Genomic DNA, 26,504 nt, shown 5'->3' on the forward strand with positions numbered 1-26,504 from the left:
CTCACTCCTTATTGTTCCAGTTGCTTTTCTTTTGAAAGCTCAAACGCACTATGCAATGCATTCACAGCTTCCACTAAATCTACTTCTTTTACAAGCACCCAAATGGTCGTATGACTATCTGCCGATTGTAAAATTTGAACACCTTTTTCTGCCAATGCTGTGACAATTTTCGCAGTAACCCCTGGAATACCTGCCATTCCAGCTCCTACAATAGATACTTTTGCACAGTGCTCCGTCACGATCGGATCATATCCAAGCTTATGAAGAACTTCAACAGCACGACTTGATACATTATCATTTACTGTATAAGCCACACCTGTAGGCGAAATGTTAATTAAGTCTACACTAATTCCTTCATTTGCCATCTCTTTAAAAACATGCTTTTGTAAATCATACGATCCGTCTTTTGCAAGCACTTTAATTTGCGTCACGTTTGATACGTGAGCGATACCTGTAACAGGTCGTTCTTCTACATCACGGCCTTTTGTAGCACCATCATATGCAGCAATAAGTGTCCCTTCACTATCAGAGTACGTGGAGCGCACACGAAGTGGTACTTTTGCATGCATTGCAATTTCAACGGCGCGCGGATGAACAACTTTTGCACCTTGATAAGCCATGTTGCAAATTTCATTATATGTTACGTTTTGAAGATGACGCGCATCCTTTACAATCCTTGGATCAGCAGTCATCACACCTTCTACATCAGTAAAAATATCGATATATTCAGCTTGAAGCGCAACACCTAGTGCTGAAGCTGAAGTATCACTACCTCCGCGTCCAAGTGTTGTCGTATCGCCTTCTTTAGTTCGCCCTTGGAATCCAGTAACAACAACAGCATCTACGTTTTGTAACTCTCCATGTATACGATCACAATTCATTTCAATAATCTTTGCATTCGTAAAATCATCATTTGTTACAAAACCAGCTTGTGCACCATTTAGTGCTGCTGCTTTCACACCATTTTCATTTAGCATATTTGAAAAGACGATTGCCGAGATTAATTCTCCGCATGATAATAATAAATCTTGCTCACGTTTTGAAATGCTAGATTCCTGTTGATTTACAAGACTTAATAATGTATCCGTTGCATATGGTTCACCTTTACGTCCCATAGCTGATACAACCGTAACTACTTTATAACCAGCATCTAATGCTTTTTTAATATGGTGAAGTGCATGCTTACGTCCGTTTTCATCACGTACCGATGTACCACCAAATTTTTGAACAATAATTTTCATTTTTTTGCACCTTCTCTTAGCCGTTTACACTAATTGTAATTTTACTAATCGTTCTGCAATTTGAACAGAGTTCCATGCAGCACCTTTTAATAAGTTATCAGATACGACCCAAAGATGGAATCCTTTTTCATTATTTAAATCTTTACGAATACGCCCAACAAATACTTCATTTTTCCCTACCGCAGTAGATGGCATTGGATATAATTGTTCTGCTGGATCATCTTGCAGTACAATTCCTTCCGCATCCGCAAGCAAGTTTTTCAGTTCTTCTACAGTTACGCCTTCTTTTTCCACTTCAATGTAAACGGACTCAGAATGACCTGATACAACTGGCAAACGTACACATGTCGCTGCTACTTCTAACTCGGGCATATGCATAATTTTTTTCGTTTCATTAATCATTTTCATTTCTTCAAATGTAAATCCATTATCTTGAAACTTATCAATTTGTGGAATGGCATTAAAAGCAATTTGGAAATGTTTTTTGTCACCTGATACAGGTAAAACATTTGCTTTTACTTCTTCTCCATTTAAGATTGCTTGTGATTGTTCATGAAGCTCTTCAATTGCAGCAGCACCTGCACCTGACACCGCTTGATATGTGGAAACGATTACTCGTTTTAAACCAAACTGCTGACGAATTGGTTCAAGAGCAACTACCATTTGAATTGTAGAACAGTTTGGATTTGCAATAATACCACTATGTTCTTTTAAGTCATTTTCATTCACTTCAGGTACAACAAGTGGTACATTTTCTGTCATACGGAATGCACTTGTATTATCAACAACAATTGCACCACGTTTTGCTGCTTCTGGTGCTAGTTGTTTCGATACAGATCCACCTGCACTAAAGAGTGCAATATCGACTCCTTCAAAGCTTTCAGGAGTTGCTTCTTGTACTGTGAATTCTTCTCCTTTAAATACAAGCTTCTTGCCTGCAGAACGTTTAGATGAAAGTAACGTTAACTTCCCAATTGGAAATTCTCGTTTCTCTAAAGTATTTAACATTTGTTCACCAACTGCGCCGGTTGCTCCAACTACAGCGACATGAAAAGATTTTTCCTTTTCCATCACTATGCCCCTTTCTAGATACCAATCCTTCTATACTTAGAATTAGAAGGAGTATAGAGTACTCCTTCTAATCTTAATAACATTAATTTTATCATATTCTGCGATAAGAATGATGGTTTCGTAAAAAATTGTCTGTTTTTTTTCGTTTTTTAATTCATATATCTGAATTTTTCTACAACAACTGGCTGTAATTGCTTCCCTTCTATTGCTTCTATAATTGTATCTTCAAGAAGTTCCATACGAGCTACCATTGAATTTGGTTTTTTTTCTGGTGCATCTTGCCCAAATGGCACAAAATAAATATGTTTTGTCGCCATTAAACGCATAAGGTTTACACCAACAAGATGACGACAAAGATATTTATTTTTTCTTTCTTCTATTATATATAAACATGATGAGGAATTAAAAGAGAAACATACACAAGTGGTTGATTTACTTGAAAAAGCCAAAAATCTTTAAAAGTAAATAAAAAACCGACTACATTATGAGTTGGTTTTTCTTTTCATTTGTTCTTTACCTTTTAAAATATCTTCCTTATAAATATTAAAAAATGCTAGAAAAATAAAAGCAGCTATATATACAGCTGCTAAAAATTTATGTTCTAAGAAGAATATATCTAGTCTAATTTAACCATCTCATCCACTGTGTTTGTTATAAATAAAAAAATTACAAATTATAAATTTTTTCACTGTACAGATTGTTCCATTTGTTTTTGTTTTAATCGTTGTTCCAAAACATGAATCATAAAAAGGAAGTGCTCCGCTTCCCTTGTTACATGATCAGCTAGTAACGGATTAATTACATTTTTAATTTGACATGTTTGAATAAGCTCTAATCCAGCTTTTTTGAAATTCCTCAATTCAACTGTAGCATTTTCACTATCTTTATTCATTTTTCCGATAATTGGATATGTTGGTTGCTTTTGATATAACATTGATTCAACATCCCTCGCTTGACCAAGAAGAACTTCAAAATCATCACCAAATTTTAAAGCAGTATGAACTAAATTTCGCTCTGATTGATCAAGCAAGGAGGCAATAAAACGAGAGTGCTCCATCATAATCCGTAGCCAAAATACATTTTCACTAATAATTGCATCCTGAATCGGATCCATTTTTCCTTCATTAAACTTTTGAAGCGTCCTCATAAAATATTCTGCTTCACGTGCAATATGATCTACTAATAACGGAAAGTTGAACCCACTTACTTTACAATTAATAATTAAAATTAACAGATTTCTTTTATAATTACGAAATGCATAAACGAGTTGAATACTTTCTTCATTTAATTGCCTAACTGCTTGAACAGTTTGAGGAATAGAAAACGATTTTTGCAAATGTCGGTCAAAAAGTTGAAAAAACTGTTCTACTTGTTGAATTAAATTTGTATCTTTCCGATTAAATCCTTCACTAAGAAATAAAGCATGTTCCTTCATAATTCTTAACCAAAATTGATTTTCTGTTAATGACCTTTCAATAAAAAGTTGTTCTGTTAATGATTCTGATGGAGCTGCTTTCAATTCTGGTGGTAGAAGCATGGCTCGTTGAGGATCCATAACAAAATGACCAGGAATAGGTTGATTAGAAATAGGTTGATGACTAGACATAAAAATCACTCCTTATTCTTTAAATCTCATCATTTTACTATATATATAAATTGAGACAATACGGTTAGGAGGTGTATTATTATTTTCAAATTTTCTAACGACTTCTAACAAGATACCTTTTTTACATAAAAGGTGTTTTTATACAAACTTCATTTGTCACCTGGAGCTGGTTGATCTACTCCCTTAATACGGTGTTTATGCCCATCATCCTCAGTCGCATTAAAATCGTAATAATGAACATGCATCCCATTCCCAACCGGAATTGCTGGTCCAGAATATGCCTTATAATAATGCATATGTCCGTCCTCAAAAAGAACATATCCTTCTGTGTAATGTATATACCCTCCATCCTGTGCAGGAATTGGTGAGGATGTAACATCTAAACATTGATGTACATGCCCACCTTCAACAGATGTATACTCCACTGATCCATGGTTATGATGCGGTACAAATCCCGAAACAAAATCTGCTTTTCCTACTATATTCATGCTCCCTATACAAAAAATAAATTCTATAACTAATATGCTTTTCATCCCAAGATAATTACTACATATGTTTTTTCCTTTACTGTTGTGTACTTTGTATTGTGGAGAACCGTTAGAGCAGCCGACTCTGGATGAGAGCCGGCTTTAACCTTATTTAATATCAAAATGTTTTTCTTCCACATAGTTTTTATTATCGATAGCAAGCCATCCATCTTTTCTATAATAGATGTCATAAGGAACAGAACCGTCAACTCTACCAAGAAATGGACCATTAGGTGATTCATACGTATTGATGCCATATCCAGCAGGATGTTTCGAATACGCTTTAAACCATCGGACATCAAAATGTTCTTGCTTTGCCCATTGATTTGCACCAAAACAAAGCATGTTTTCATTTCCACCATACCAAGCACCTTCAAGAATTGCATATGGTGTTTTGTCACTAAAACGTTCTCCAGTAAAGTTACCATCTGGCGCATCATAAATATTAATTCCATATCCAACAGGATACTTAGAAACAGCAGTTCCGATTCCTACATTTTTGTTTGGAGCTATTGTGTTTACATCATCACCAATATACCAATCTAATGTTTTATCTCCCAGTAATAAATTAATATCTACTCTTCCAATACCATTGATATATCCGTTATCAGTGTATTGCCAAATATCACATGGATATGCTGGTTTGACTTGTGGTTGTCCATCATTTGTCCCGTAACGTGGTAACCAAATAAAATTCGCTTTTACATTTTGCAAATTATATTGATTATACATATGATGTGATACATATAAACCAACTTTCCAACCTGCAGCCTTACAAGTATCAATAAATGCTTGTGATGCCTTTGCTAAGTCTCCCAAGTTACCCTTACTTTCCATAGATGATACAGTATCATCTTCTACATCTAAAACAAGAAACTTAGCATTCTTATTAACTCGGTTCAAGAAGTCTTTTGCTTCCACAATTGCATCATTTACACTAACATAGCAACCATACGCATATGCTGCATGTGGAATACCTCTAGCTTCTAAATTTTTTACGTGTTGATTATATAATTCATCTACTTTATTTGAACCATATTGCACACGGCAAATTGCTAATCCCAATTGTGGCGCTGCTACATTCCAATTAATTTTATCGTTAAATTTTGAAATATCTACAATGTATTTTTCTGTTGTCATTATTCAACATCTCCTTTTTCATTCTCTTCATGATCTGACCAAATTCCCAATGCAATACCAACGGATAATATATAAGGCGCTAATTCATCTAAAAACCTTTTTGCTTCTGGTAAGCCGAATTTAGTGAATAGAAATCCGACCAACGAAAAAACCGCAACCCATGTTTTCCAGTTGCGGAATCGTTTCATAATATCTTGTTTGTTCATTATTTCCCCCTACTTCCCTGCAAATTTAAAAAGCAATGTAATGGCACCAGCAATAAGTGAGCCAATTACTGTTGTTCCCATCCAAAAAATTAATCTATCTAAACGATCTACACGCAAGTGCGCACTTTTTGCTGATTGCTGCGCTTCTATTGCAAGTTCCCTCACATTGCCAAGACCATCAATTTTTGTTTCTACTCTTGTTAATCCAATAATTACTTTAGTGAAATCATCATGATTTTCTTGTTCCGGCAATTTTTTCATCCCCTTTACTGCTTACCATCACTTAATTGGATATGATAGCGAAAATGATACATAGCGAGTTTGCGATTCTGGAAGATAAGTAGAAACTCTTCCGTCTGCATGAACAATCACATCGGCTGCAACTGGACGATTTGGATCGTTATCTAAATACGCTGTAGCAGAAAAATAAGAATCTTGTCGTGGTGCAATATCTGGTGTTATTCTTGTGAATACTTGTTGGTTTTTAACCAATCTAATCGCACCTGTCATGTGAACCCAGTTTCCATGTCTACGTAGCATTGGAGGTGTATCAGTGTCAGCTACTGCATTTGTAATAATAAGCTCTTCCCAAGGTACATCGTCCTCATAAAAAAGCCCTTCACCATCCATCCAAATGCTACTTTCATAATTACCTTTATTTAAGAAGATAGCACCTGCTTCCTTATCCTCACTGAAGAATCCCGGAATTAAACCGAAACGTCTTCGGACCTCTTTAATTACCTCTTCAACTACTGCTTGATTTACCTCATTAGAATTATTAGCCATTATTAAACATCTCCATCGAATTTTTTTGTTTGATTTTTTGATTCTCTTTAATCGACTCTTATTTATCTTTTTCTACATTGTTCTCACCCCCTTTCGAGCAAAATAAAAAGAGAGACGATTGTCCCCCTTTATAACCACATTTAAACATATACTTTAAATACCACCTTTTATTATCAATCCTAAAACTGCCATAACTATTGCACTGATAACAATTCGCAAAATCCATGTTGTATTCATGCTAATTTTTTCTAACTGCCTATTAATTGTAGAAATGTCTTTTTCGTTAATAGTTGTACGAGTTTCTAAATTGCGAATATCTCTCATGATTTCTTTTTGTTCCGTTTTTAGGCTGTCAATTTTTTTATATACGTCTTCCATACGCTCACACCTTTCATCCACCTTAATAAATCAATCTTTATATATTATGAGACAACCCTATTCACTGTGAATGTAATTCAGATGTTTGCGTATCAAAGCCGTATTTTATCCAAAATAAAAAAGCCTACTTCTGTACACTTACTTATTAAACCGCATTATTTTCATCTAAACCTTTTGATAACTGGGTAACAGTAGTTCTTGCTTCCCAAACATAAATCTGATCTTTGTCTTTATTGTTATAAACAACTTTGAATTTTTGCCCTGCTGTAAAGTACCACTGAAAACTACCTGTCATCCTAACCCATTTACTTACATAGCCCGTAATTTCTCCTGCAATTTCATGTTCTTCAATTGTTTTTCCACTTGCATCTAATATGTGGATTTCAAGTATATGTTCAGCATCCGCTGTTTGGGCTAATGCAGACAGGTAAGCATGTATATCATAGATACCACTTTCTTTAATGTGAAATAGACCACCAGAACGATCTACACTTCTATTAAAACCCCAACGTGGTTTATCGTTAAACTCTACAATCCACTTTCCGCTATTGTAGCGTTTTTCTTTATGAAACCAAACAGCAGCATTAGAAGGAGCTTGAAGTTTATTGTGGATTAAGAGATCAGCTTCAACTTTAACTTTTTTATATTTCGTATCTTTACTAATGACTAGAGCATCAGTTTCTTCTTCTAAAATTGATTTACCATTCAAAAGCAATCTCTTCTCGTCAAATCCCCATAATGAGAACAATTTTTTCACATCTTCAAACGATGGATGTTCAACCCAACCTAACCAGCCTTTTGCATCATCAATATAATTAGTCCAAAGTTTATTTTGGTAATCTTTCGCAAAAATAAATCCATAGGTAGGGGAATTTATAAATGAGATACCACGCCAAGATTTAGCATTAGGTGTATTTCCTTGCACACTGCCATGACAATATATTGTGTTTATCCCTAGTCCCCTGGCTACAATTTCATCAAGAATATTTTTTGTAGCATCACTGACCGAGATTAACGCACCGCCTATATCTGTTGTGATTTTGGGTACTTGAACATTATTTGCATTAATTAATTTTGTTAACTCTACGATTTGTTTATTTGTATCATCAATTTCTTTTCTATATTCTGCTACTTGTTCCAAGGCTTTTTCAAAATCAGAAATATAACTTTCCAGTTTGATATTTCCTTCTTTAACATCTCTTCTTAAAACAATTCGGATATCAGGTGTACTTGTACGTTCTGAATCTCCCTTTTCTATAACAAAATAAGCCATCCATTCGTTAGAAGTTGAGACTGCTTTGGCAGGTAATATATATTCGATGATTCCATTACTCACATCAATAATTTTGGCATCATCCCGAATAAACTGTTTATTATTTGTTGCTTCATACTTTGCTACATATCCAGTTAAATCAACTACTCTACCATTATCTTTTAGATATACAGTTAGTTTTAAACCATTTTTATCATTTTGGCGTGAACGAATGGTTTTGGTGAATACTGGATCAGCTAAATCAATTGTAATTACTTCATTTCTCATCTCGTTACGCTCCTTTCAATCACACCATTTTTAAGACGTCTAGGTGGTCTTCTCGTGCGTTTTGGTCTTTCTCTATGCTTTACATTTCCTTTTGGTTGTTGTGGCTCTATTTTTTCAATTCTGGTATCAGTTTTTGTAACATACTCTTGAACCCCTTTTGTTAATTGTGAAAGCATACCATATAAACCTACGCCTGTTTCTTCATCTTCATTCGGAATAACTAAACCATAATGTGTTGGAATTGCATCAGTGGTAATTGGTGGCTCTCCTTCTTTTCGATTCATACGCATTTCATAAAGCTTTGGAATATCTGTTTTCAGATTGTATTGTTTAATATCCCAATCCATGACTTTCTCTAATGCACTAAATTGTATATCTCGAATATTAGTCTTGTATTTTTTCTTTGATGATACTTTAAAATCAGCAGCTAAAATCCCACCATAAAATGAACCAGTGCCAGACATAACTTGAAGGTATCCATTTGCAGAATTAGAATTTCGTAGCAAAGAATACTGAAGCACTAAGTCTGTATCACCGCTAGAAGCAGTTTTTACCGAAAAGATTCTCTTTCCGTTTTGATGAAACAGAAATCCTTTTCCTGCTGTAAAATGCATATTCTCTTCAGTTGCTTCAAGCATGAGATTCTTTTTACTTTTCGCTGCGAAATCTGTTGCAGCATAAAAATTCATGTATGAATATAATGCATCTATATTTAAAGACTCTTCTGCTTTTATACTCATCTTTCCATTTTGGTCGAAGATAATACTTGCTGGAAAGTACAAATCTGTTTTACTTCCGCTTTCATATCCTCTAGTGATACCAATGCCGCCAACTTTGGGATACCTGTCAGAAAGTTGATATACTGCTACCGCTCCCTGTGAAGCAGTTACATCATTATCTCCACCTAAAAAGAGAGTAGGCTGCATTTCTTTTCTCGAGTTTGTATAATATCCTAAAAACATACGGGTAATGTCTGACTCAAACAAACGTATAAATTGTTTTGATATACTTACGTAATTTTTTGTATCAGACGTTCTTAAAGTAGCACCGTTTATTTCTCCACCTTTTATTAAATTCCCATTCATTGTTCCAGCAGTAATAAAATCAGCAACAATTCGCCCATCCATTGTCATAGCAAGTCCATATGGACCATTGATTCCAGTACTTGAATACCCTAAACCGTTAATATTCCATTGCCAAACCTTTGTAGCTGTCATTTCATCTTTTGTATCCATAATCAAAATTCTGTCTGGATGTATGCGAACATGACCACCAAAACCACTATTAATTAAATTGGTTGCATGTTCTTTTGCTGCATCTAAAATATCATATGGCATATCTTCTAAGTTATTTTGCATCTGATCCAGCTTATTGGCTAAGTTTGTAAAGGATTCTTTAAAATTCCCAATCGTTAAGTCGATATATTTCTTTTCAATTGGATCATATTTATATGCATTTACTTTTGCTTGAATATGAAGGTTATCTTCTTCATGGTTGATAGTAACGATATCCCCCATGTACACCTTCTGTAAAACAGCATAGTCTTTATATTCCTCTGTTTGTGATAGTTCTAGAAATTCAACTTTGTATGTTGCTTTGGGTTGATCTACTCTTTGAATCTCATACATTTCTTTTGCAGCTTTGCGCAATAATTTATATGCTTCTTCCAATGGAACTGCATCTTCATCTTTTGCATGATCTCCAATAGCTGCTTTTATATCTTTAAATTCCACCACTCTAATTTTAGGATGAGGATATTTATTTATAAGTGGACTATCAACATATTTTTCTGGTAAAAGCAAACCATCAAACCCTTGTGGCATAATCCTTGTAACAGGGCTTTTCCAATCAACATTTCCTTCATATCCTAATAAATCTTTTTTGTGTTGAATGACAACTCCTCTATCCATTCCCCGATTCTTTAACATTTTCACATCAAAATTATCTCGTTTTAATTCGCCACCCCAACGATTGATAAAAGAGTTATCTTGATTATTATCTAAAATCACTTCGACTGGATTTTTCCGTACAATACGAGCGCTTGCAATGGTTGGTATATCAGAATAAAAGGTAAACGGATGCTTATATTGACATCCTGCTGATAAACGATTCATTGCACCGTTTCCGTTTGTTGTTTGAATAAATATATCCTCAATTAAGTTTTCAGTTAGATCATAGAAAATGTGATAGCATTGTACTTTTAATTCGCCCATGCTTGGTTTAGGTGTCACAACACGAAATAATTGATCTCCATCAGGTGTTGGTGCTTTAACAATGCTCATACCATCAATTTTTGTTCCGTGAGGAGCAAATAAAGGATAACTAAAAGTAAATACAAATAAACCGTTGAGTTCTTCCTCAACAGTTGCATCATAAATATGGTTATCTAAAACCCCTATTCCATTGTGTGTAAAATCTGTTTCATTTGCTTCATATAGTGTAATCATACATATCGCCACCGTGGTTCAATTAGAATTTTATTTACATTTCCAGACCATGTAATTGTATTTTCTCCAACTTTGAAAACAGGGAAACTCCCTACTGTTTTTATTGGTTTTGTGCCTTCATAAGCAATGAGAAGTTCAGAATCAACTATAACAAAATTGGTTATTCCTTTTATTTGAAAGGAAACGTCATTTATCATAATTCGCACATCATTATTCCCAAAAATCTCAAATTTAGGAGCAGATTCATATGTTCCGATATTCATAAACGTTTCTGATTTCGTTACTACAAATGGAACTGTTTCAACATATTCAAAAGGATCAAGTGTAAATTCCACTTCAAATTCTCCGTACTCTTCAATTTCATTTACAATGTCGCCAATTTCTACATGTTTGATTTTTCGATACACTTCATCATCTGTAAAATAGAGAGTTTTACCATTCGTAAGCCAAACTTTTATATCACGTACTAAAGGTTTTATATTTTCTTCTTCTAGCAAATTAAATTTAATTTTAAAAGGGACATCCTCAAATGCCCCTTTTTTCGTGAGTGAACCGTGCCTTCCGGGTACTTCTATGTGTTCTACTTTTTGTTTTGCAGTAGGAATAACAGGACGATCTACCATGCATAATCCGTAATCACTCGCTAATCCCTTATCAATTCCAATGTCTAGCAAATCAATTCCTCCCTATGCCAATATTCAAGTTACGTCCTTTTTGTGCAAACCAATCATCCGCTTTTTCAAACATACGATCAATGTCACGTTCATTCCGAACAGTATTATAAAAATTAACTTCAATTGGTTGTTGATTATTGCCTTCTCCTGTTGTTGTTCCTGCAATATTAGGAAGACCATTTAAAAGTGCATCCCCTAATGCATTGGGTACATCAAATGCAACTATTTGTGCCAATTGTGCAGCTGCATTTTGTATCGTTTCCGCAACATTTCTTGTAAGTAAGTTCAATTGTCCACCAATACCAGCTGATTTTTCTGAAGAACTTAAAGGTGTAACAGATACTTTATTTCCTTTTTTACTGAATAATTCGGGACCAGCTTCACCGGCAATAAATTGTCCATCCCCTAAAACATGCCCACCTTTTGCAAGCATCGGTACATGTGGAATGGTTGGTGCATCTACACCGGGAATTTTGTTTAATAGATTAGCAGGTGTATTAAATCCATCAATGAATTTATTAATCATACTAATAATACCATTAATGACTGTTCTGATACCGCTTTTGATACCATCCCAAACACCTAATACAGCAGATTTCATTCCATTAAAAGCGCCTTCTACTGCACCAGTAACCCAACGAACGGGTGTCATAATTACTTCTTTTAACCCATTCCAAACACTAGAAGCTGTCGATTTAATACCTTCCCATATACTTGAAAGAGTAGATTTTATGCCTTTCCAAACACTGCTACTTGTACTACTAATTGCATTCCAAACAGTAGATATTGCTGATTTTATGTTGTTGAAAATTGGAGTTACCACAGAAACAATAGAATTCCAAATGCTTGATAAAAAATTTTTTATCGTGTTCCATACCGTGCTTGTAGTAGAACTAATTGTATTCCATACAGAAACAATAAAATCTTTAATACGATTAAAAATAGGCGTGACAAAAGAAACTAGTCCATTCCAACAAGTAGATAAGAAGTTTTTAATCGCTTCCCAAACCGTACTTGTAGTAGAACTAATTGTATTCCATACACCTGTAATAAAAGTTTTAATCCTTTCAAATATTGGCGTTGCAAAGTAAGAAATAGCATTCCAAATCGCTTGTAAATATTGACTAATAAAATTCCATACGGTTTGAATTACAGTAGAAATACCATTCCAAATCAATGAAAAGAAATCTGCAATCCCTTGTAAGACAGGTGTTAAAAAGGCTACAATTCCATTCCAAATTTCCATAAAGAAAGTTGAAATAGCAGTCCAAGTTGTTGTAAAAAATGTAGCAATCCCCTGTAAAACTGTAGTGATAAACAGTACAATGCCATTCCAAATCATTGTGAAGAATTCTGAAATAGCAGTCCAAACTGTTGTTGTAGTTGTACTAATCATATTCCAAGTATTAGTTAATATTAGAAGTAAACCATCCCAAATACCTACTAAAAACTCCTTAATCGTATTCCAAGTATTTATTGTCCATTCTTTAATAGAATCCCAATTTTGAGCGATTGCAACAACTAATCCCACAACAGCCGCTATAATGATTGGGATGATTGCGATCCAGCCAAGCATTGCCCCTGCTGTAATTCCAAATGCACCAGCTAATGCACCAGCGAGTGGTGCAAGTGAGGATAGAATGATTAGCAAGGGACCAATGGCGGCAACAATTCCACCAACTATTATGATGATCTTTTGAGCAGTTGGAGATAAATTATTAAATCCATCTGATACGGTTTTTACTGCACTTGAAATAGAAGGCATGATATCTTTTGCTAAAGATAATAAAACTTTTCCTAAAGGTTCAAGAGCAGCTGCTAATTCTCGCAACATACTTTTAAATTGTTGCCCAAACGCTTCCTCTTGGAGTTTTTTCATGTTATCCATAGCGCCTTTGGTTTTACCTAATCCACCATTTAATTCATTTAGACCTAAAACTGCATCAGCGCCCATATCTTCGAATTTTGTACCCATAAGAGCAACGCCAATTTGATTCGCTTTTACTTTGTCATCCATGTTTTTTAAATCACCAGTAACAGCTTTAAACACGTCGGCTGCGGTTGCTTTTCCTGCGTTAAAGCTTGCCCAAACATCTTGTGTTTCCTGGGATAACTCACCAAATCCTTCAGCGACGCCCTTAGAACCATCTTGCACACGAATTCCAAATTCTTTTATAAGATCATTAATATAATCAAGATTGTAAGAACCATCACGAGTACCATTTGCTAGAATATTAAACATCTCATCAGCCGTAAAACCTGCTTGTTTAAATAACGGTGCATATTCTGAAAGGTTATCAAACAATTCATCTGAATAGTTCAGTCCTTCTTGAGCACCTGCAGCAAGTAAATCAAATGTTTCTTCTGTAGATAATCCGAATTGACTCATTAATTGACCTGCACCACGAGTTGCTTCATTTAGATCAACATCATATGTTTGAGCAAGTGTTAATACATTTTCAGTTGCACCTTGTAATTCTTCATTTGGAACATCACGCATATTTTGAAATACTTTTATTAATGCTGTATCGACTTCTGCCAGATTTTCACCAAATCCATTTTCCCAAGTACTTTCTGCTATCTTTTCAAGATTTTGAGCACCTTCGGATGTTAAACCTAAACTTGCTTGGATTTTTCTTTGTGAAGCATCCATGTCAGAAGCTACTTTCATTGCTCCTGCACCCAAACCTAAAATAGCTGGTGTTGCAGTTGTAGACATAGTTTCCCCAGCACTTCGCATTTTTTCACCAGCAGCATTAATTTTTTCTGATGCTTGGCTTGCAGTGTTTGCTTGTTCTGATAGTGCTGTATTAGCTTGTCGAACTTCATTTTGCAATTGCTGTTCCGCTGCTCTTAGTTGTAATAATTTTGTTTCAAGCTTATTTACTTCAGCAGAATTTTTTCCATACTGTGATTTAGCAACTTCTAGTTTCTGTGCACAATTTTGTGTTTGTTGAGCAGCATTTTGCTGCGCTTGTTCCAAGTAATGAATCTTTGCAGTTAATTTTTCAGATTCAGTTGCATTATTACCAAGTGCTGCACGTTGCAAATCATATTCAGCACGTAATTTTGCTGATTTATTTGCAAGACTAGTTTCTTCTGCACTTAATTTATTTAATTCTTGTGCAGCAACACTATTTTGTTGTCCTAATCTTTGAAGTGCTGATTCAGTTTCTTTAACTTGATTTGAAAACTTTTGTTCAGCTATTTGAGCATTCGCTAATTGACGTGCAAGTTTTTCTACTTCTACAGAGTTTTCACCATATATAGCTTTTGCTTTACTTAATTGTTGTTCAGTTGCTGCAACCTTTTGTGCTGCCAATTGTTGTTGCTGCTGTAGGTATCCTAACTTTGCAGTTAGTTTTTCTGTTTCTGTACTGCTTAATTTAAGTTGTTCTTGTTGCAAGGTGAATTCTTGACGTAACTTTGTACTTTCATTCTTCATTTCACCCATTGCTTTATTAAATTCTTGATTGAAAACTTTAAATGTTATTTTTGATTCTGGACCATTTGCCATATTTTCACCTGCCTTTCTTTAACGTGGATTGGCTTTCCAACCATCAAAAGCAAGTTTTCCTTCGGCTATTCGCTCCACCGATGCAACAGGAAAGTGCCAAAATGTATCTGGATCAATCCCATAAATTAAAACGTAGAGAACATATTTGTCCTCTACGCATTCAATGTTTATTTTCGGTGGGCTTATTTCTTTTTTCCGTTTCTGGTGCTATTGGCTAATCCTTTTGCAAATCCGTTTTGTTGTCCTGTTGTTACACCAGAAATTAATTGTGCATATAATTTTACTGTTGCATCAAAGGAATAATGAAATCGCTCTAAAAATGCATCAAAATCATAAGGGAAATTTTTATTTGCACCTAAGCACCCTAAATAAATGATCTTTTGTAATTCAACCTCGTCAATTCCTTGTAAAGCAGTACTATCTATACTATCAAGTTGATTTGGATCAACGTTCACTAAACCTTTTAATTTAAATAACCCCTGCAAAAGGGATTCTTCTAGTAATCCTAAATCTTTGCCCTTCTTCACTGCATAATTTGTAATGTAACAAGGGACAGTTTGTTGATTTTTAGTTATTCTTTGGAATTGTCCGTTGTCTAACTGTACAGTTTCTACTTCTTGTAATTTTACAATTTCTACTTTCACCAATTTGTTGTCCCCCTATTACTGTTGTGGTGTTTGAGTTGTTGCTTTTACAAGTTCTGGTGTGAACTTTGTATGCCATTGATCTTTTACCGTTTGGTCTTCTAGTTCATCCACTAATGCTTCATAATAGAATTCATTATTACTATCTTTCATTACAGTAAACTCAAGTTCTGTTTCCGCAACTTCATCTGCACCATTTTCCACTTTAAATTTGAATCCTGTTGAAGAAGCACAATTAGAAAAGGCAACAAGTTTTTGTAAATCCTCAAACTCATCAACTACATCTGCAGTTAGGACAAATGGTTTCCCTTTAGATTTAGCACCATATGACCATACACCTGGTTTTAATCCATCTGTTTTTATTCCGAAAATCTTTCTAAGAACTGCTACACGTAAATGCCCTGAAAGAGTCATAATCATTTTGGATGGTCTAGAAATCTTTTTAACTTCTAACCCCTCACACTTTTTAACAATTTCAAGCATTTCCGTTTCACCTTCGATGGTCCCAACACAACCAAACTTTGTTCCTACTTGTTGTTCTCCACCTTCAATAAATTGAATCCCTACATTGGTAAATGTCATTGGATCAAATTCTTTAATTATTGTTTTTGCCATATTATGAACCTCCTAATGTTTGCTGAATAACTTTATCTAACTCTGTATTTAAACGTTCCGATATTTTCGGTGTAGCTGTTTGTAATCCTCGCTCCAATATTTTTTGAGGAGTGTTTTTTGCTGATCTACCAATACCTAAATCGGGATATTTTAAATAATTAAACCTTGGTGTTGGACGAATCGTAAAACCAAGGTTCATTTTGCTATTTGTTAATGCTTTTTCATTTCTTGCATGTCGCTTATTTCTAACTCTCCCTTTCCATGTAGAGATAGGGATTTGAGGTTGAATAGATTCTACTGCTAAATTTACACCGTCATTATGTAACACTTTATTTAGTGCTTGTTCTGACTTGTTCGGAATCTGTTTAAGTTTGTTTTCTAATTTCTCAATATCTCCAAACTCTAAACTCCATGAACTAGCAGCCATATTTGACAATCCTTGTTACATAAATCTCAATTTCATCAATATATTCATCCAATTCGCCTTTTTGAATGGATGTTTTATTAGAATGCTGAAATGAATTTCCTGCAGCTTCAAGTGCAGCAATAATATCTAGCATTCTTTCGTCTAGATCATCACGATTTTCAGAATAATAACGAATTAAAACATTTTGTTTTAATGTGAACTTGCTATCTGTTTTTTCAAAACCACCTGTTTCAAAGATGAAATAATGATAGTCTTTTTCTTCATCTTCACTCACTTGATCTTGATAAACTCCTATCTCAAACTGTTCTTTCAACTTTGAGATTAGCAAACTATTCATTTTTTGCAGTCGTTTCTTCGATTGTTCGTTGCTCATCATATCCACCTACTTCCTGCAAATAAAAATATAAATATCTCTTGTCTGAATCGACTTTGATTACATCATATTGCAAAGCATCTATAACTGCTTTTAACTGGTTTTTATTAACGGAACGAAAAGAAGGTGGAAACAGCGTTTTGACTTTCTTATCTAGCTTTGCATTTAATAATCCACAAGATTGATAATCGCTATCTCGTGCTGATAACTCTCTAAAAGCAAGTTTTCCTTCTTCAGAAAAAATCCCTTTAATCCGTTTTCCATTTTCACTACGTTTTGTTTCTGTCCGTCCGTATTTTAGAAAACCATCATTAAATGTTTCGTTATATGGCTTCATCTTTTGCCCTCTCTTTTAAGGCGGCATCTATAATTAACCGTTGTAATTCTCCTCGGAAATTCTTTTCAAAATCTTCTAGAGCATTGTTGTATTCATATCTGCAACGCTCAATCAATAATTGCTTTACTTGATTTTCTTCATCAAATGAAAAAGACGTACCACAAAGATTTTGCAAATACGCCTTTCCACGTTCAATTGTTTTATTTATTTGTTCATCTTCATCATTCCAAGTGATACGCAAACGGCTTTTTACATCTTCAAGTAATGTTTCATCTAATGTTTTCCCCATTTTAATCACCATTTGTAACTGATTCCTCTATAATTTTACGAATATCCTCTTTTAAGGTTGCAGAAGAAATATCTATATTATGTTGATTTGCGTAAGCAATTAATTCTGGTTTTAACATGCTACTAAAATCAATTCCCTCCACTCTTAATGTAGAGGGTTGATTAGGGTGTAGGTGTTTGACTACCACCATTTTTTAAGCTGCTAATATCAAATACTAAGAACGATTCATTATCTTTTGGACGACCATTTGCATATTGCTTAGATAAATAAACTGTTTCATCTTCTAAGAATTTATATTCTGTTGATACTTCAATTTTTTGAGTCGAACCAACACCCATAAAGTAATCACTTGCAATCCCTGCAACCATCTTTCCTTTTGGAACAGCTAAAGACTGAATAACTGTAGCTGGAATTGGAAGCACACCAGATACATATGCACCATTTTGTGTTAAGAATGTAGTTGCTGGGAAGATTTTTTCCCAATAATCAAGAGGATTCACAACCATAAGTGCATTATTTACGGCACGTCGTCCACCTTTTGTTAGTGGTGCCATAACTTCTTTTCCTAATGATTCTGGTGATAAACTAGTAAGCACAATTGCTTTTTTATCACTATAAACTCCTGCTGTTACCGCTGCATTAAGATCTTTCATCATCCCAATTGGTTGATCTTTCCCTGTTCCATTTACAATTGCTTCTTCTAACGCAATTGCCATTGATTCCGTTAAAATTTCACGAACATAACGATCTAACCAAACTGGGCCCAAATCTAACATTGCGTTACAAACTGGAACATATGCACTTAATTTATATAAGTTTGTTGGGATAGATTCAAAACCATCATCTAATAATTCTTTAATTTCTTCACAAAGTTTTCCCCACCAAGCAGATTGTACATTCCCTTTTTTCACAATCCATTCTGTTACACCAGTCGTATTTACAAATTCAATATAGTTTAACAATGCGTGATTTGTGCGTAAATACTCAAATACACGTTCGAAAACTGTTGCAGGTACTAACTTTTCAACTCCTGCAAAACCTTTATTTGCGATTACTTCGTTATAATAGGATTGCTCATCTTTTGTTAAAACTTGTAGTCCACGGCTTGCCATCACTTGTTGATCTGTTAAATCTTCATTAACTGCTCTACGTGCTTCATTGATAATATTTTCTTGGATAGAATTTGCAAACTCTACCATAGCTGCAGCTGCAGCTTCTTCATTTCCACTATTCATTGCATTTAATAATTTTTCTTTCATTTCGTTTTGTTTCTGTGCTTCACGATCTAAATTTTTAATTGCCATTTTTCATTTCCTCCTATTTTATGCAAAATAAAAAACACTACCTTTTGGAAGTGTTCAATGCCGTTAGTAATGTAAATAAAGCATTTTTAGTATTGTTCGTATTTTCTTGGTTTTCTTCTTTTGTACTAGCTGATACTGATGATATATATTTGTTTAATATTTTTTCTTTTGTTGTTTCATCATCTTCATCTTCTTCATTATCTTCTTCTGGTATTTCAATCTCATCTACAATTTCATCACAGAAGCCAAATGTTTTACATTCTTCAGCAGTCAACCAAGTTTCTTCTGCTAACAATTCCTCTAATTCGTTTCTTTCTCCTACAAATCGGGAAGTATAGCTTTCTGTTACTGCAGTATCAATTTTATCAAGACGATCAGCTACTTTTCGTAAATCTTCAGCATTACCAGCTGCATATGTCCACGCTCTATGAATCATCATCATTGTATTCTTCGGCATAATAATTTTATCGGCTGCCATTGCAATAACAGATGCTCCACTTGCTGCCAAACCATCAATGTGAATAACGATTTGGGCAGAATGATTTTTTAATAAATTAGAGATGGCAATTGATTCAAATACATCTCCACCACCACTATTGACGTGAACGTTAATTGTTTTGGCTGTAATATTCTTTAACTGTTCTCGCACTTTACTACTTGAGATACCGTCATACCAAGAATACGCTGAAATAGTTCCATACATATATAAGTCTGCTTCTTCAGTATTAGCGCTATTAAGTACCTCAAATCGATTTTTGATTTTCGGAATTTCCGTTACTGTCATTCTCATCACCTCCCCCTAATGCTGCTGCATTTTCAACTGATTCATAGTTTTTCGTAACATACCGTTTATTTGCCCATTCCTCATTAATTGGTTCACGTCCTAACATCCGTAAAATATCATTAATTGAATTTGCACCAATTCTAAAGAACACATCACAAGCACTTGCTAGTTGTGTAATATCTACATATTTAATACGACTCGTATCTACTTTTAAATATGTTCGTTCTAAGTACTCTTCCTTCTTATAAAACTTACGATTTATTTCATCTGCAATAAGTTCTATAAGCGGATTAATACAGAACATAAGGAAATTATCTGTTTGCTTGGAGACATCGACAACATCACCTTTTAACATTCCTTTTGGTACATGAAAAGCCATTGAAACAAAATCAATAATGTCATCAACAAGTGCTTTAATATCTCGACTATCTAATTTGTTTCCTTTGGAAGTGTTACTAAAATTCTCTAATGTATATCCATCTTGTAATTGGAACACAGCACCTGCATTATCTGCTTCAAAAAACGCTTTAAACTGTTCATTGAACATTGCATCCATTTGTTGTTGCATTTCTGGTGTTTGCGCTCTTAAAAATTCACCTTTCACCACAACACGCATTGCATTAGAACGCTTATAAATACTTGTAGCAGAAGTAATTAATTTGCCCCAGCTACTATATAAACCATCAATTACATTCATGATATTTTCATCATTTAATTGAAAATAAAAAACCTCACTCTCTTTAAATACCTTTTCGGTAAAAGTGAAGTTTTTAACAGTAACGCCTTTATATATATTTTCTTTTAATGCAAATTCTTCTTTGCTAAAACTATCTGCAATATATAGTTGATCGTTATGCATAATTACTAAACACTCATTATCATAAATTAAATGTGAGACTAAACTATGCATAAATTGTGAAGCATTTTGGTTTTGGTTGGGCTGCACATTAAATAAATAGTGATTTCCCTTTCGAACTTCTATTCCTTTTTCAAATGTTTGAAATTCACAACGAACAAGCGTATTCGCAATTAAATCTACACAAGTATTAACAGCCAGTTTTTTAAAGAAGTAATCTATGGAAGCTTCATAAAAACAACTTTTTAAATCTGCCCTGCTCCTTTTTCCAAACCAACCACCAATCCAATCAATTAACCCCATTCCCTCACCTGCCTTTCTAGTAAGTTCTTACCTTAAATGCATCAACAGAAAATGGTTTTGCTTCTGTTAATTCACTATCTTGTGTTAAAGCATGAGTAAAAGCAAAGAAACCATCTGTTTTCCGTTTCTCTTTATCAATCTTGCAATACTCTTTGTTGCCATTTCCTTTTTCATCTACATAAACATTCCCTACATACCAACGCATTAACGGATCATCACCAAACACAATTAATTGTTTAATAAACATCTCATCAATTAATGGTGCTAATTTTGCATGTGTAATCGGGCCTCTTCTCACAATTTCTAAAGGAATCCCCGTTTCCTTGAATTTCTCCTCTAAGATGGAAGCACGGAAACTATCACAAGCGACCTTCTTGATATTAAATATTTTTGCTTGTTCTAAATACCAATTTACAACACGATCTGCATCAATGGATTTATCATAAACAATCGTACATAAACCTTTTTCTTTTGCAATTTCAATAATATCGGGGTTGATATCTTGCAATTTTAAAGCCATATGATGAATGAAAGTGTGCTGTATCCAATATCTTTTCCCATCATGTTTAAATAACAAACCAACAGAACAAAAGTCTCGAACATCTGCAAAATCAATACCGCCTACTGCATCAATACCCTTTAGATTCTCTGGAAAAGGTTGATCTGTTGCTAATCTATCTTCATAGGTTGCAACCTCTTTTCTAGAATCTTCAACTGGTGAATTCATTCGTTTTGTCATAAATTCAATACGTAATGAACTGTTTTTCTGCATATCGTAGTATTCTTGACGCATTTTTTGTTGTAAAGATGGATTATATCGGTATGATGGATTCGCTTTTTCCCACATTTCTTCATTATCTACTTCTGACGGATCATCTAATTTACAAATGAACGGAAATAATGTGGAATCTGGCAACTCTTTATTTAATACTGCTCTTGCTTCTTCTTTTAAATCATCAAGAACACCACCACGAACATAACCATCTGTAGAAATATAGAAAATACGTGGATCTTTCTTTTTACCAAGACCAGAAGTAAATACCTTTATATTCTTGTAATTGTCATATTCATGTATCTCATCGAAAATAACAATACCAGAACGCTTACCATCTTTTGTTCTAGCATTTGATGTATTGTAGTTCATTTTTGATTTTGTACGTTTATGTTGAATCAATGTTTGAGACTTATAAAAATTCTTCTTCATTTTTTTCTTATGTTTTAGATCATCTAAAACATTGTAAACATCTTCGAATGAGGTTTTTGCTTGATCTTCTGATGTTGCAACAATATCAATATCGTAGTTTGGTATTCCATGATGTGATGTCAGCATAAAAAAACCATCATAACCCATCCAACCATTCTTACCAGCACCACGCCCTAATAAATTAAAAAAGCGATCAAACATCAATCGACCATCATCATAACGAACGCCAAATATAAATGCATTGCAAAACTTCTGCCAAGGGAATAATTGAAAAGGAAAATAAGGTGCTGGAACACTCACTGATTTTTCAATTGCTTCTGCATCTATTACAACGTTTGGTTGATCTAATTTCCATCGTAGAAATTCCATAAGCTGTTTTTGTTCTTTACAAGCTTGAATTTCTCCATTTTCAACCATTCTCATGTAATCATCAATGTAGGGGTGATAATTATACGTCTTCGTCATCATCATCATCCTTATCTACTTCTGTTGCTTTCAATCCTAGTTCTGCTAAAAGTTTAAGCATTTGAGCATTCGTTTTATTTAGTTCACTAATACTTTCATTTTTCTTTTTGCCCCTTTGCTTTCCATTCGACCAATCAACAACAACACCCCTTTCTTCTATATCAAGAATGAGATTGTTTTTAATGTCCCAAAGTGCCATATAGTCAGATACTAAATCAGTATAATGTGCGCCAAATGTTCCGTTTTCTTCTAATTTGTTCATTAAATCCTGTTTGATAGTCTCTTTTAGCTTGTTTATTTTCGGCTTTGGTTTTGTGTGCACCCTTGTTTTTTTAGGTGCAACCTTTTGAACTTTGTGTGCACCCTCTCTTTGCCACCCATATCTCTTTTTCCATGACTTTACGGTATTAATAGAAACAGCATATTTTTCTGCAATGTCCTTATACTTCATACCGCTTAAATAGTCACTGTGAGCGACTTCTTGAGGTGTCGCATTATTATTCATCCATATTCACCACCTCTTTCCATACATCGAATTTGAGGCGGTTTTAAACGAATTTAAAAAGGATGCACCCTGTATTTTGTGTGCACCCCTCCCCCTCACGTGAGAAAATCAAAAAATATTTTTTCCGACGTCCCCTCCCCGTTGAATGGTTCCCCAGAAAAAAAGCTAAAATTTTTGACCGGGGGGGTTTTAGGAAACTAATTCAAAGTATGTTTCGATAAAATCTAAAATAAAAAAGACTTCTTCACTAGAAATCTTTAGAATATCTATAGTAAATTTTAATTTCTCTTCATCTTGCGATCTTTCTCTTACATCAATAAGTTTAAGTCGTTTGCACTTCCTTGGATTAACACAGTCTCTTATCTGACAGTAACGCCAGTAAGAATACTTTCTAAACTGATTCAACATGTCACGTTCATATGAAGTTCGTTCTTCCTTATCAGTATCAGCATATTGAATCATTAAGTCAGTATCGAATGTCCAACTACCATCCACAATAATCATAGCTACCACCGTTCCTCATTCAAGAACTTAGGTTTTTTCTTCTCAATCTTATCTAACCGATCATGTACTTCATTATGACATCGAATGCATAAACATTGTAAGTTATCCAAGTCTAATGCTAAATGTGGATGCGTCTTTACTTCTTTAAGATGATGCACATTCTCAGCAGGTTTGTATTTACCTTTTGACTTACACATCTGACATTCATAGTTATCTCGCTTTAAAGCTTTAAGCCTTAGCTCTCTCCACTCTTTAGACTTGTAGAACTTCATAAGTTTTCCTTCTCTTATGAGTTTAATATAGTCAATCATTAGCACACCATCCTTGCTCGTACACAGATAGGCTTACGATACATAACCTGTGATCTTATTACTTTATGTTTAACGTATCCATATACTGGACGCTCTGGACGTTCCAACTTATACTCCATATACTTTGCTGAAAGTTCTTTAATTTGTTCCCAGTAGCTAGAAAACAACTGAGAGATTACTTTATATAATTCATACGCTAACTTGTTAAAGGCTTCTCTAAGTGATTCAATATTAATGTTCATTCCTTCACCCCTTAACCTTCTTTATCCTCACCAATGCGATAACCAAAATATACTACTAATAAAGTAACAAGTGTACCTATGAAGTATCCCATAAGACCTCCTAACCAAAACACCCCATCACTTCCTCACAATAGAATATGACGCTAAACCGATAACGGCAGCGCCTAGGATAATTGATATTGGTTTAATCATTATGCTTAATGTTCTTTCATTCTTGAAGGCATGCTAACTTTTCTAAAAGATCATAATAACTACCATAAGAATCTATAACTCCTTTACATGGTCCCACTGTCAAGGCGCCTTTAGGGTCTTGCTCTTTCCACTTCCTGCTAGCTTCTTCCATAATATATCCAAGTTGATGTGTATTGTTAGCAATAAATCGTTGTATTTCGTCCATCATTTATCTTCCTTCCTGTTAAAACTATCCGCTTTATATAATAAAAAGAGCACCCGTTTCCGCGAGCGCTCCTTTTAAGGGATTACGAGAATCCCATTAACGAAAGTCAAGGCTACTAAAGTTAATGAGGTACAAGTAGTATATGCTTGTCTCATTCAAATGTTCACTAGTTTAATGTGTAATTTCTATATAACAAAGAAAAGCACCCGAATGGATGCTATATCACTACTTATTAATTTGTAATTTAAATACGGTAAATGAAGTTTTATTCTTTTCTCAAGAAGCCAATGTTGTTTGCACAACTGCATCTACACAGTATCAAGTTCCTGAGAGAAGAGCAAAAAGCCCTCCTATATTAACGAGATCATTCAATCAATACCATTAAAGCTGGTTACGGATTTTAAATTATGCCGTCAATATGAAGCCGTTTAGAATTATAAAGGTATCCTTGTGAGAAGTGTTTTCCGCCACTTCTCACAATACAAATATAACATGGTGATTCTAAAACAACCGGCACATTTACGGCCAAAAAGCGGTCACGACTCTGCCACTTATTTTAATTCGCCAATAACCTTTATTTCCCTAGACAAGCCCACTGCAACAACCATAAAGAATAAATTGGATTTCTATTAAGGTGTTATGCTTGTTCTGATTGTTGAACATGTAATGGAGGCGGAATAATCCAACCTTTTTTCTTATTCAGACGAAGTAATATAGCTCCAGCTTGTGCTTTTTTCATATGGAATTGACCAAACATCATTCCTACATCTTCTCGAAGAGATTGTCCCATTGCTTGGCTACATGCTACTAATCCAGCAGCAAGATCCATGGAAACTTTAGCTGCAATTTCTGCATCATTAATACGAGCACCTGGAGGAATCGTTTCAATAGATGCAACTGGTCTTTCTGGAGGTGCTGGTGGTAATGCAACACCATTTAATTTTAATAAATTTTTTAATTCTTCAACTTCTGATTGGATATCATTCTCTACAAGATTTTCTAAAAATTTCTTTAAATCCTCGTCTCCTGTGTGGTTAATAAGAACTTGATATCCAGCAATTGCACCTTGTGCCGCTGCAAGATAACTCCAAATCCCAAAGACTTCTCCGTAGTGCATTGGTTCATTTTGTGGATTTCCACTTAAAACACCCATTAAAATATTCCTCCTTAAAGAAATTAAACTTTTAATAACAACTCTTACTATAGAAAAAATTTTCCCAACCATGTTCCGGGTTAAAGAAAATAAGTTCTTATAACTCATAAGGCACACCTTACCCATATATAGTAATTACACCTTATAGAATGTACTGCTACAAAAAAATTATTCATATAAATAACACATATATTTCAATTAACATAATCCATTATTATCAGTACTTTTAATAATAGAAATTAAAGATATTTATCATAATTTTAACTCAAATGAATTTATATATTCTTAAACGAATATTGTCTAAAGGAACTGGAGACATTACTAAATATGAAAGGAGGGAAAACTATGAAGAAAAAATTGTCATCTATTTTAAGTGCTCTATTACTAACTATTATGTTTTTTGGTACAAGTGTCCATGCTGAATACGATGGAAATAATATGAATAGAGTTAACAATAATGATATTACAACTCGAGTTAATGACAATAACATGAATAGAGTTAATTATGATACTAGAACTCGAAATGTGAATACAACAAATGATTTAAATAATGATCGTGATGATAATAATAATTGGGCGTGGCTTGGTTTATTAGGACTAGTAGGTTTATTTGGTCTTAGAAGAAAAGAAAAAGAACCTGAAACACGTTAATGTAGAG

Annotated in this window: 31 protein-coding genes and 1 pseudogene; 1 reads left to right on the top strand and 31 read right to left on the bottom strand. The window is 34.3% G+C overall.

Annotated elements, in window-relative coordinates; genetic code table 11:
* Positions 1-8: 8 nt before the first annotated feature.
* The 31 genes and pseudogenes from dapG to ORL93_RS05580 all read right to left on the bottom strand — a co-directional run bounded on the left by dapG (position 9) and on the right by ORL93_RS05580 (position 25,846).
* Positions 9-1,241 carry an aspartate kinase gene (gene dapG / locus ORL93_RS05430; RefSeq protein WP_018782290.1) on the bottom strand — a complete coding sequence of 411 codons (1,233 nt, stop codon included), beginning with the start codon at positions 1,239-1,241 and terminating at the stop codon, positions 9-11.
* A 24-nt stretch (positions 1,242-1,265) separates the two neighbouring features.
* Positions 1,266-2,312 carry an aspartate-semialdehyde dehydrogenase gene (gene asd / locus ORL93_RS05435; RefSeq protein ID WP_003203711.1) on the bottom strand — a complete coding sequence of 349 codons (1,047 nt, stop codon included), beginning with the start codon at positions 2,310-2,312 and terminating at the stop codon, positions 1,266-1,268.
* A 149-nt stretch (positions 2,313-2,461) separates the two neighbouring features.
* Positions 2,462-2,656, bottom strand: a pseudogene (spoVFB, locus tag ORL93_RS05440) (dipicolinate synthase subunit B); the annotation flags it as partial.
* A gap of 341 nt (positions 2,657-2,997) precedes the next feature.
* Complete coding sequence (locus ORL93_RS05445; protein ID WP_199665766.1) at positions 2,998-3,918, bottom strand: DUF2935 domain-containing protein; 921 nt, start codon at positions 3,916-3,918, stop codon at positions 2,998-3,000.
* A 149-nt stretch (positions 3,919-4,067) separates the two neighbouring features.
* The gene (locus tag ORL93_RS05450) at positions 4,068-4,406 is read right to left on the bottom strand and encodes a YmaF family protein (protein WP_265958777.1); all 339 of its coding nucleotides are present in this window, start codon (positions 4,404-4,406) and stop codon (positions 4,068-4,070) included.
* A gap of 147 nt (positions 4,407-4,553) precedes the next feature.
* Positions 4,554-5,585 (bottom strand): GH25 family lysozyme, encoded by a 1,032-nt coding sequence (locus ORL93_RS05455; RefSeq protein WP_265958778.1) that lies wholly within the window; start codon positions 5,583-5,585, stop codon positions 4,554-4,556.
* Positions 5,585-5,791, bottom strand: coding sequence for a hypothetical protein (locus tag ORL93_RS05460; RefSeq protein ID WP_265958779.1), 207 nt, complete (start codon positions 5,789-5,791; stop codon positions 5,585-5,587). The genes ORL93_RS05455 and ORL93_RS05460 overlap by 1 nt, the downstream gene beginning before the upstream one ends.
* Positions 5,792-5,800: 9 nt before the next feature.
* Positions 5,801-6,052: a hemolysin XhlA family protein gene (locus tag ORL93_RS05465; protein ID WP_265958780.1), complete on the bottom strand. Its 252-nt coding sequence runs from the start codon at positions 6,050-6,052 to the stop codon at positions 5,801-5,803.
* A gap of 18 nt (positions 6,053-6,070) precedes the next feature.
* Positions 6,071-6,577, bottom strand: coding sequence for a hypothetical protein (locus ORL93_RS05470; RefSeq protein WP_097794273.1), 507 nt, complete (start codon positions 6,575-6,577; stop codon positions 6,071-6,073).
* Between the two features lie 153 nt (positions 6,578-6,730).
* Complete coding sequence (locus ORL93_RS05475; RefSeq protein WP_003210100.1) at positions 6,731-6,955, bottom strand: hemolysin XhlA family protein; 225 nt, start codon at positions 6,953-6,955, stop codon at positions 6,731-6,733.
* Positions 6,956-7,100: 145 nt separating this feature from the next.
* A complete protein-coding gene (locus ORL93_RS05480) occupies positions 7,101-8,495 on the bottom strand; it encodes a BppU family phage baseplate upper protein (protein WP_265958781.1) in 1,395 nt (464 codons plus the stop codon).
* Positions 8,492-10,942: a phage tail spike protein gene (locus ORL93_RS05485; RefSeq protein ID WP_265958782.1), complete on the bottom strand. Its 2,451-nt coding sequence runs from the start codon at positions 10,940-10,942 to the stop codon at positions 8,492-8,494. Before ORL93_RS05485 ends, ORL93_RS05480 begins: the two co-directional genes overlap by 4 nt.
* Positions 10,939-11,616 (bottom strand): phage tail domain-containing protein, encoded by a 678-nt coding sequence (locus ORL93_RS05490; RefSeq protein WP_098100911.1) that lies wholly within the window; start codon positions 11,614-11,616, stop codon positions 10,939-10,941. The genes ORL93_RS05485 and ORL93_RS05490 overlap by 4 nt, the downstream gene beginning before the upstream one ends.
* Before the next feature lies 1 nt (position 11,617).
* Positions 11,618-15,133 carry a phage tail tape measure protein gene (locus ORL93_RS05495; RefSeq protein WP_265958783.1) on the bottom strand — a complete coding sequence of 1,172 codons (3,516 nt, stop codon included), beginning with the start codon at positions 15,131-15,133 and terminating at the stop codon, positions 11,618-11,620.
* A 182-nt stretch (positions 15,134-15,315) separates the two neighbouring features.
* Entirely contained in the window at positions 15,316-15,777 is a 462-nt protein-coding gene (locus ORL93_RS05500) for a hypothetical protein (RefSeq protein ID WP_003199608.1), read from the bottom strand.
* Positions 15,778-15,795: 18 nt separating this feature from the next.
* A complete protein-coding gene (locus tag ORL93_RS05505) occupies positions 15,796-16,392 on the bottom strand; it encodes a phage tail protein (RefSeq protein ID WP_265958784.1) in 597 nt (198 codons plus the stop codon).
* A 1-nt stretch (position 16,393) separates the two neighbouring features.
* On the bottom strand, positions 16,394-16,819 hold the full coding sequence (locus ORL93_RS05510) for a hypothetical protein (protein WP_097786551.1): 426 nt from the start codon (positions 16,817-16,819) through the stop codon (positions 16,394-16,396).
* A complete protein-coding gene (locus tag ORL93_RS05515) occupies positions 16,809-17,195 on the bottom strand; it encodes a hypothetical protein (protein WP_041488510.1) in 387 nt (128 codons plus the stop codon). Before ORL93_RS05515 ends, ORL93_RS05510 begins: the two co-directional genes overlap by 11 nt.
* On the bottom strand, positions 17,149-17,529 hold the full coding sequence (locus ORL93_RS05520; RefSeq protein WP_098114343.1) for a head-tail adaptor protein: 381 nt from the start codon (positions 17,527-17,529) through the stop codon (positions 17,149-17,151). Before ORL93_RS05520 ends, ORL93_RS05515 begins: the two co-directional genes overlap by 47 nt.
* Positions 17,516-17,818 (bottom strand): head-tail connector protein, encoded by a 303-nt coding sequence (locus ORL93_RS05525; protein WP_026008416.1) that lies wholly within the window; start codon positions 17,816-17,818, stop codon positions 17,516-17,518. The genes ORL93_RS05520 and ORL93_RS05525 overlap by 14 nt, the downstream gene beginning before the upstream one ends.
* A gap of 1 nt (position 17,819) precedes the next feature.
* On the bottom strand, positions 17,820-18,008 hold the full coding sequence (locus tag ORL93_RS05530) for a hypothetical protein (RefSeq protein ID WP_265958787.1): 189 nt from the start codon (positions 18,006-18,008) through the stop codon (positions 17,820-17,822).
* On the bottom strand, positions 17,980-19,122 hold the full coding sequence (locus ORL93_RS05535; protein WP_265958788.1) for a phage major capsid protein: 1,143 nt from the start codon (positions 19,120-19,122) through the stop codon (positions 17,980-17,982). Before ORL93_RS05535 ends, ORL93_RS05530 begins: the two co-directional genes overlap by 29 nt.
* Before the next feature lie 37 nt (positions 19,123-19,159).
* On the bottom strand, positions 19,160-19,906 hold the full coding sequence (locus ORL93_RS05540; protein WP_041488508.1) for a head maturation protease, ClpP-related: 747 nt from the start codon (positions 19,904-19,906) through the stop codon (positions 19,160-19,162).
* Complete coding sequence (locus tag ORL93_RS05545; protein WP_098018215.1) at positions 19,866-21,065, bottom strand: phage portal protein; 1,200 nt, start codon at positions 21,063-21,065, stop codon at positions 19,866-19,868. Before ORL93_RS05545 ends, ORL93_RS05540 begins: the two co-directional genes overlap by 41 nt.
* A gap of 16 nt (positions 21,066-21,081) precedes the next feature.
* The gene (locus ORL93_RS05550) at positions 21,082-22,734 is read right to left on the bottom strand and encodes a terminase TerL endonuclease subunit (protein WP_265958790.1); all 1,653 of its coding nucleotides are present in this window, start codon (positions 22,732-22,734) and stop codon (positions 21,082-21,084) included.
* Positions 22,718-23,239 (bottom strand): P27 family phage terminase small subunit, encoded by a 522-nt coding sequence (locus ORL93_RS05555; RefSeq protein WP_265958791.1) that lies wholly within the window; start codon positions 23,237-23,239, stop codon positions 22,718-22,720. The genes ORL93_RS05550 and ORL93_RS05555 overlap by 17 nt, the downstream gene beginning before the upstream one ends.
* A 189-nt stretch (positions 23,240-23,428) precedes the next feature.
* Complete coding sequence (locus ORL93_RS05560; protein WP_033796355.1) at positions 23,429-23,743, bottom strand: hypothetical protein; 315 nt, start codon at positions 23,741-23,743, stop codon at positions 23,429-23,431.
* A gap of 2 nt (positions 23,744-23,745) precedes the next feature.
* Positions 23,746-24,054: an HNH endonuclease gene (locus ORL93_RS05565; protein ID WP_018780955.1), complete on the bottom strand. Its 309-nt coding sequence runs from the start codon at positions 24,052-24,054 to the stop codon at positions 23,746-23,748.
* Entirely contained in the window at positions 24,054-24,296 is a 243-nt protein-coding gene (locus ORL93_RS05570; RefSeq protein WP_033796356.1) for a hypothetical protein, read from the bottom strand. The genes ORL93_RS05565 and ORL93_RS05570 overlap by 1 nt, the downstream gene beginning before the upstream one ends.
* A gap of 208 nt (positions 24,297-24,504) precedes the next feature.
* The gene (locus ORL93_RS05575; protein WP_231398641.1) at positions 24,505-24,693 is read right to left on the bottom strand and encodes a hypothetical protein; all 189 of its coding nucleotides are present in this window, start codon (positions 24,691-24,693) and stop codon (positions 24,505-24,507) included.
* 637 nt (positions 24,694-25,330) lie between these two features.
* The gene (locus tag ORL93_RS05580) at positions 25,331-25,846 is read right to left on the bottom strand and encodes a DUF3231 family protein (protein ID WP_018780953.1); all 516 of its coding nucleotides are present in this window, start codon (positions 25,844-25,846) and stop codon (positions 25,331-25,333) included.
* 345 nt (positions 25,847-26,191) lie between these two features.
* Here ORL93_RS05580 and ORL93_RS05585 point away from each other — a divergent pair, with 345 nt between their 5' ends.
* Positions 26,192-26,497: a WGxxGxxG family protein gene (locus ORL93_RS05585; RefSeq protein WP_265958794.1), complete on the top strand. Its 306-nt coding sequence runs from the start codon at positions 26,192-26,194 to the stop codon at positions 26,495-26,497.
* Positions 26,498-26,504: the final 7 nt, after the last annotated feature.

Origin of the sequence: Bacillus sp. DHT2, from assembly GCF_026241455.1 — a bacterium.
Taxonomy (GTDB): domain Bacteria; phylum Bacillota; class Bacilli; order Bacillales; family Bacillaceae_G; genus Bacillus_A; species Bacillus_A pseudomycoides.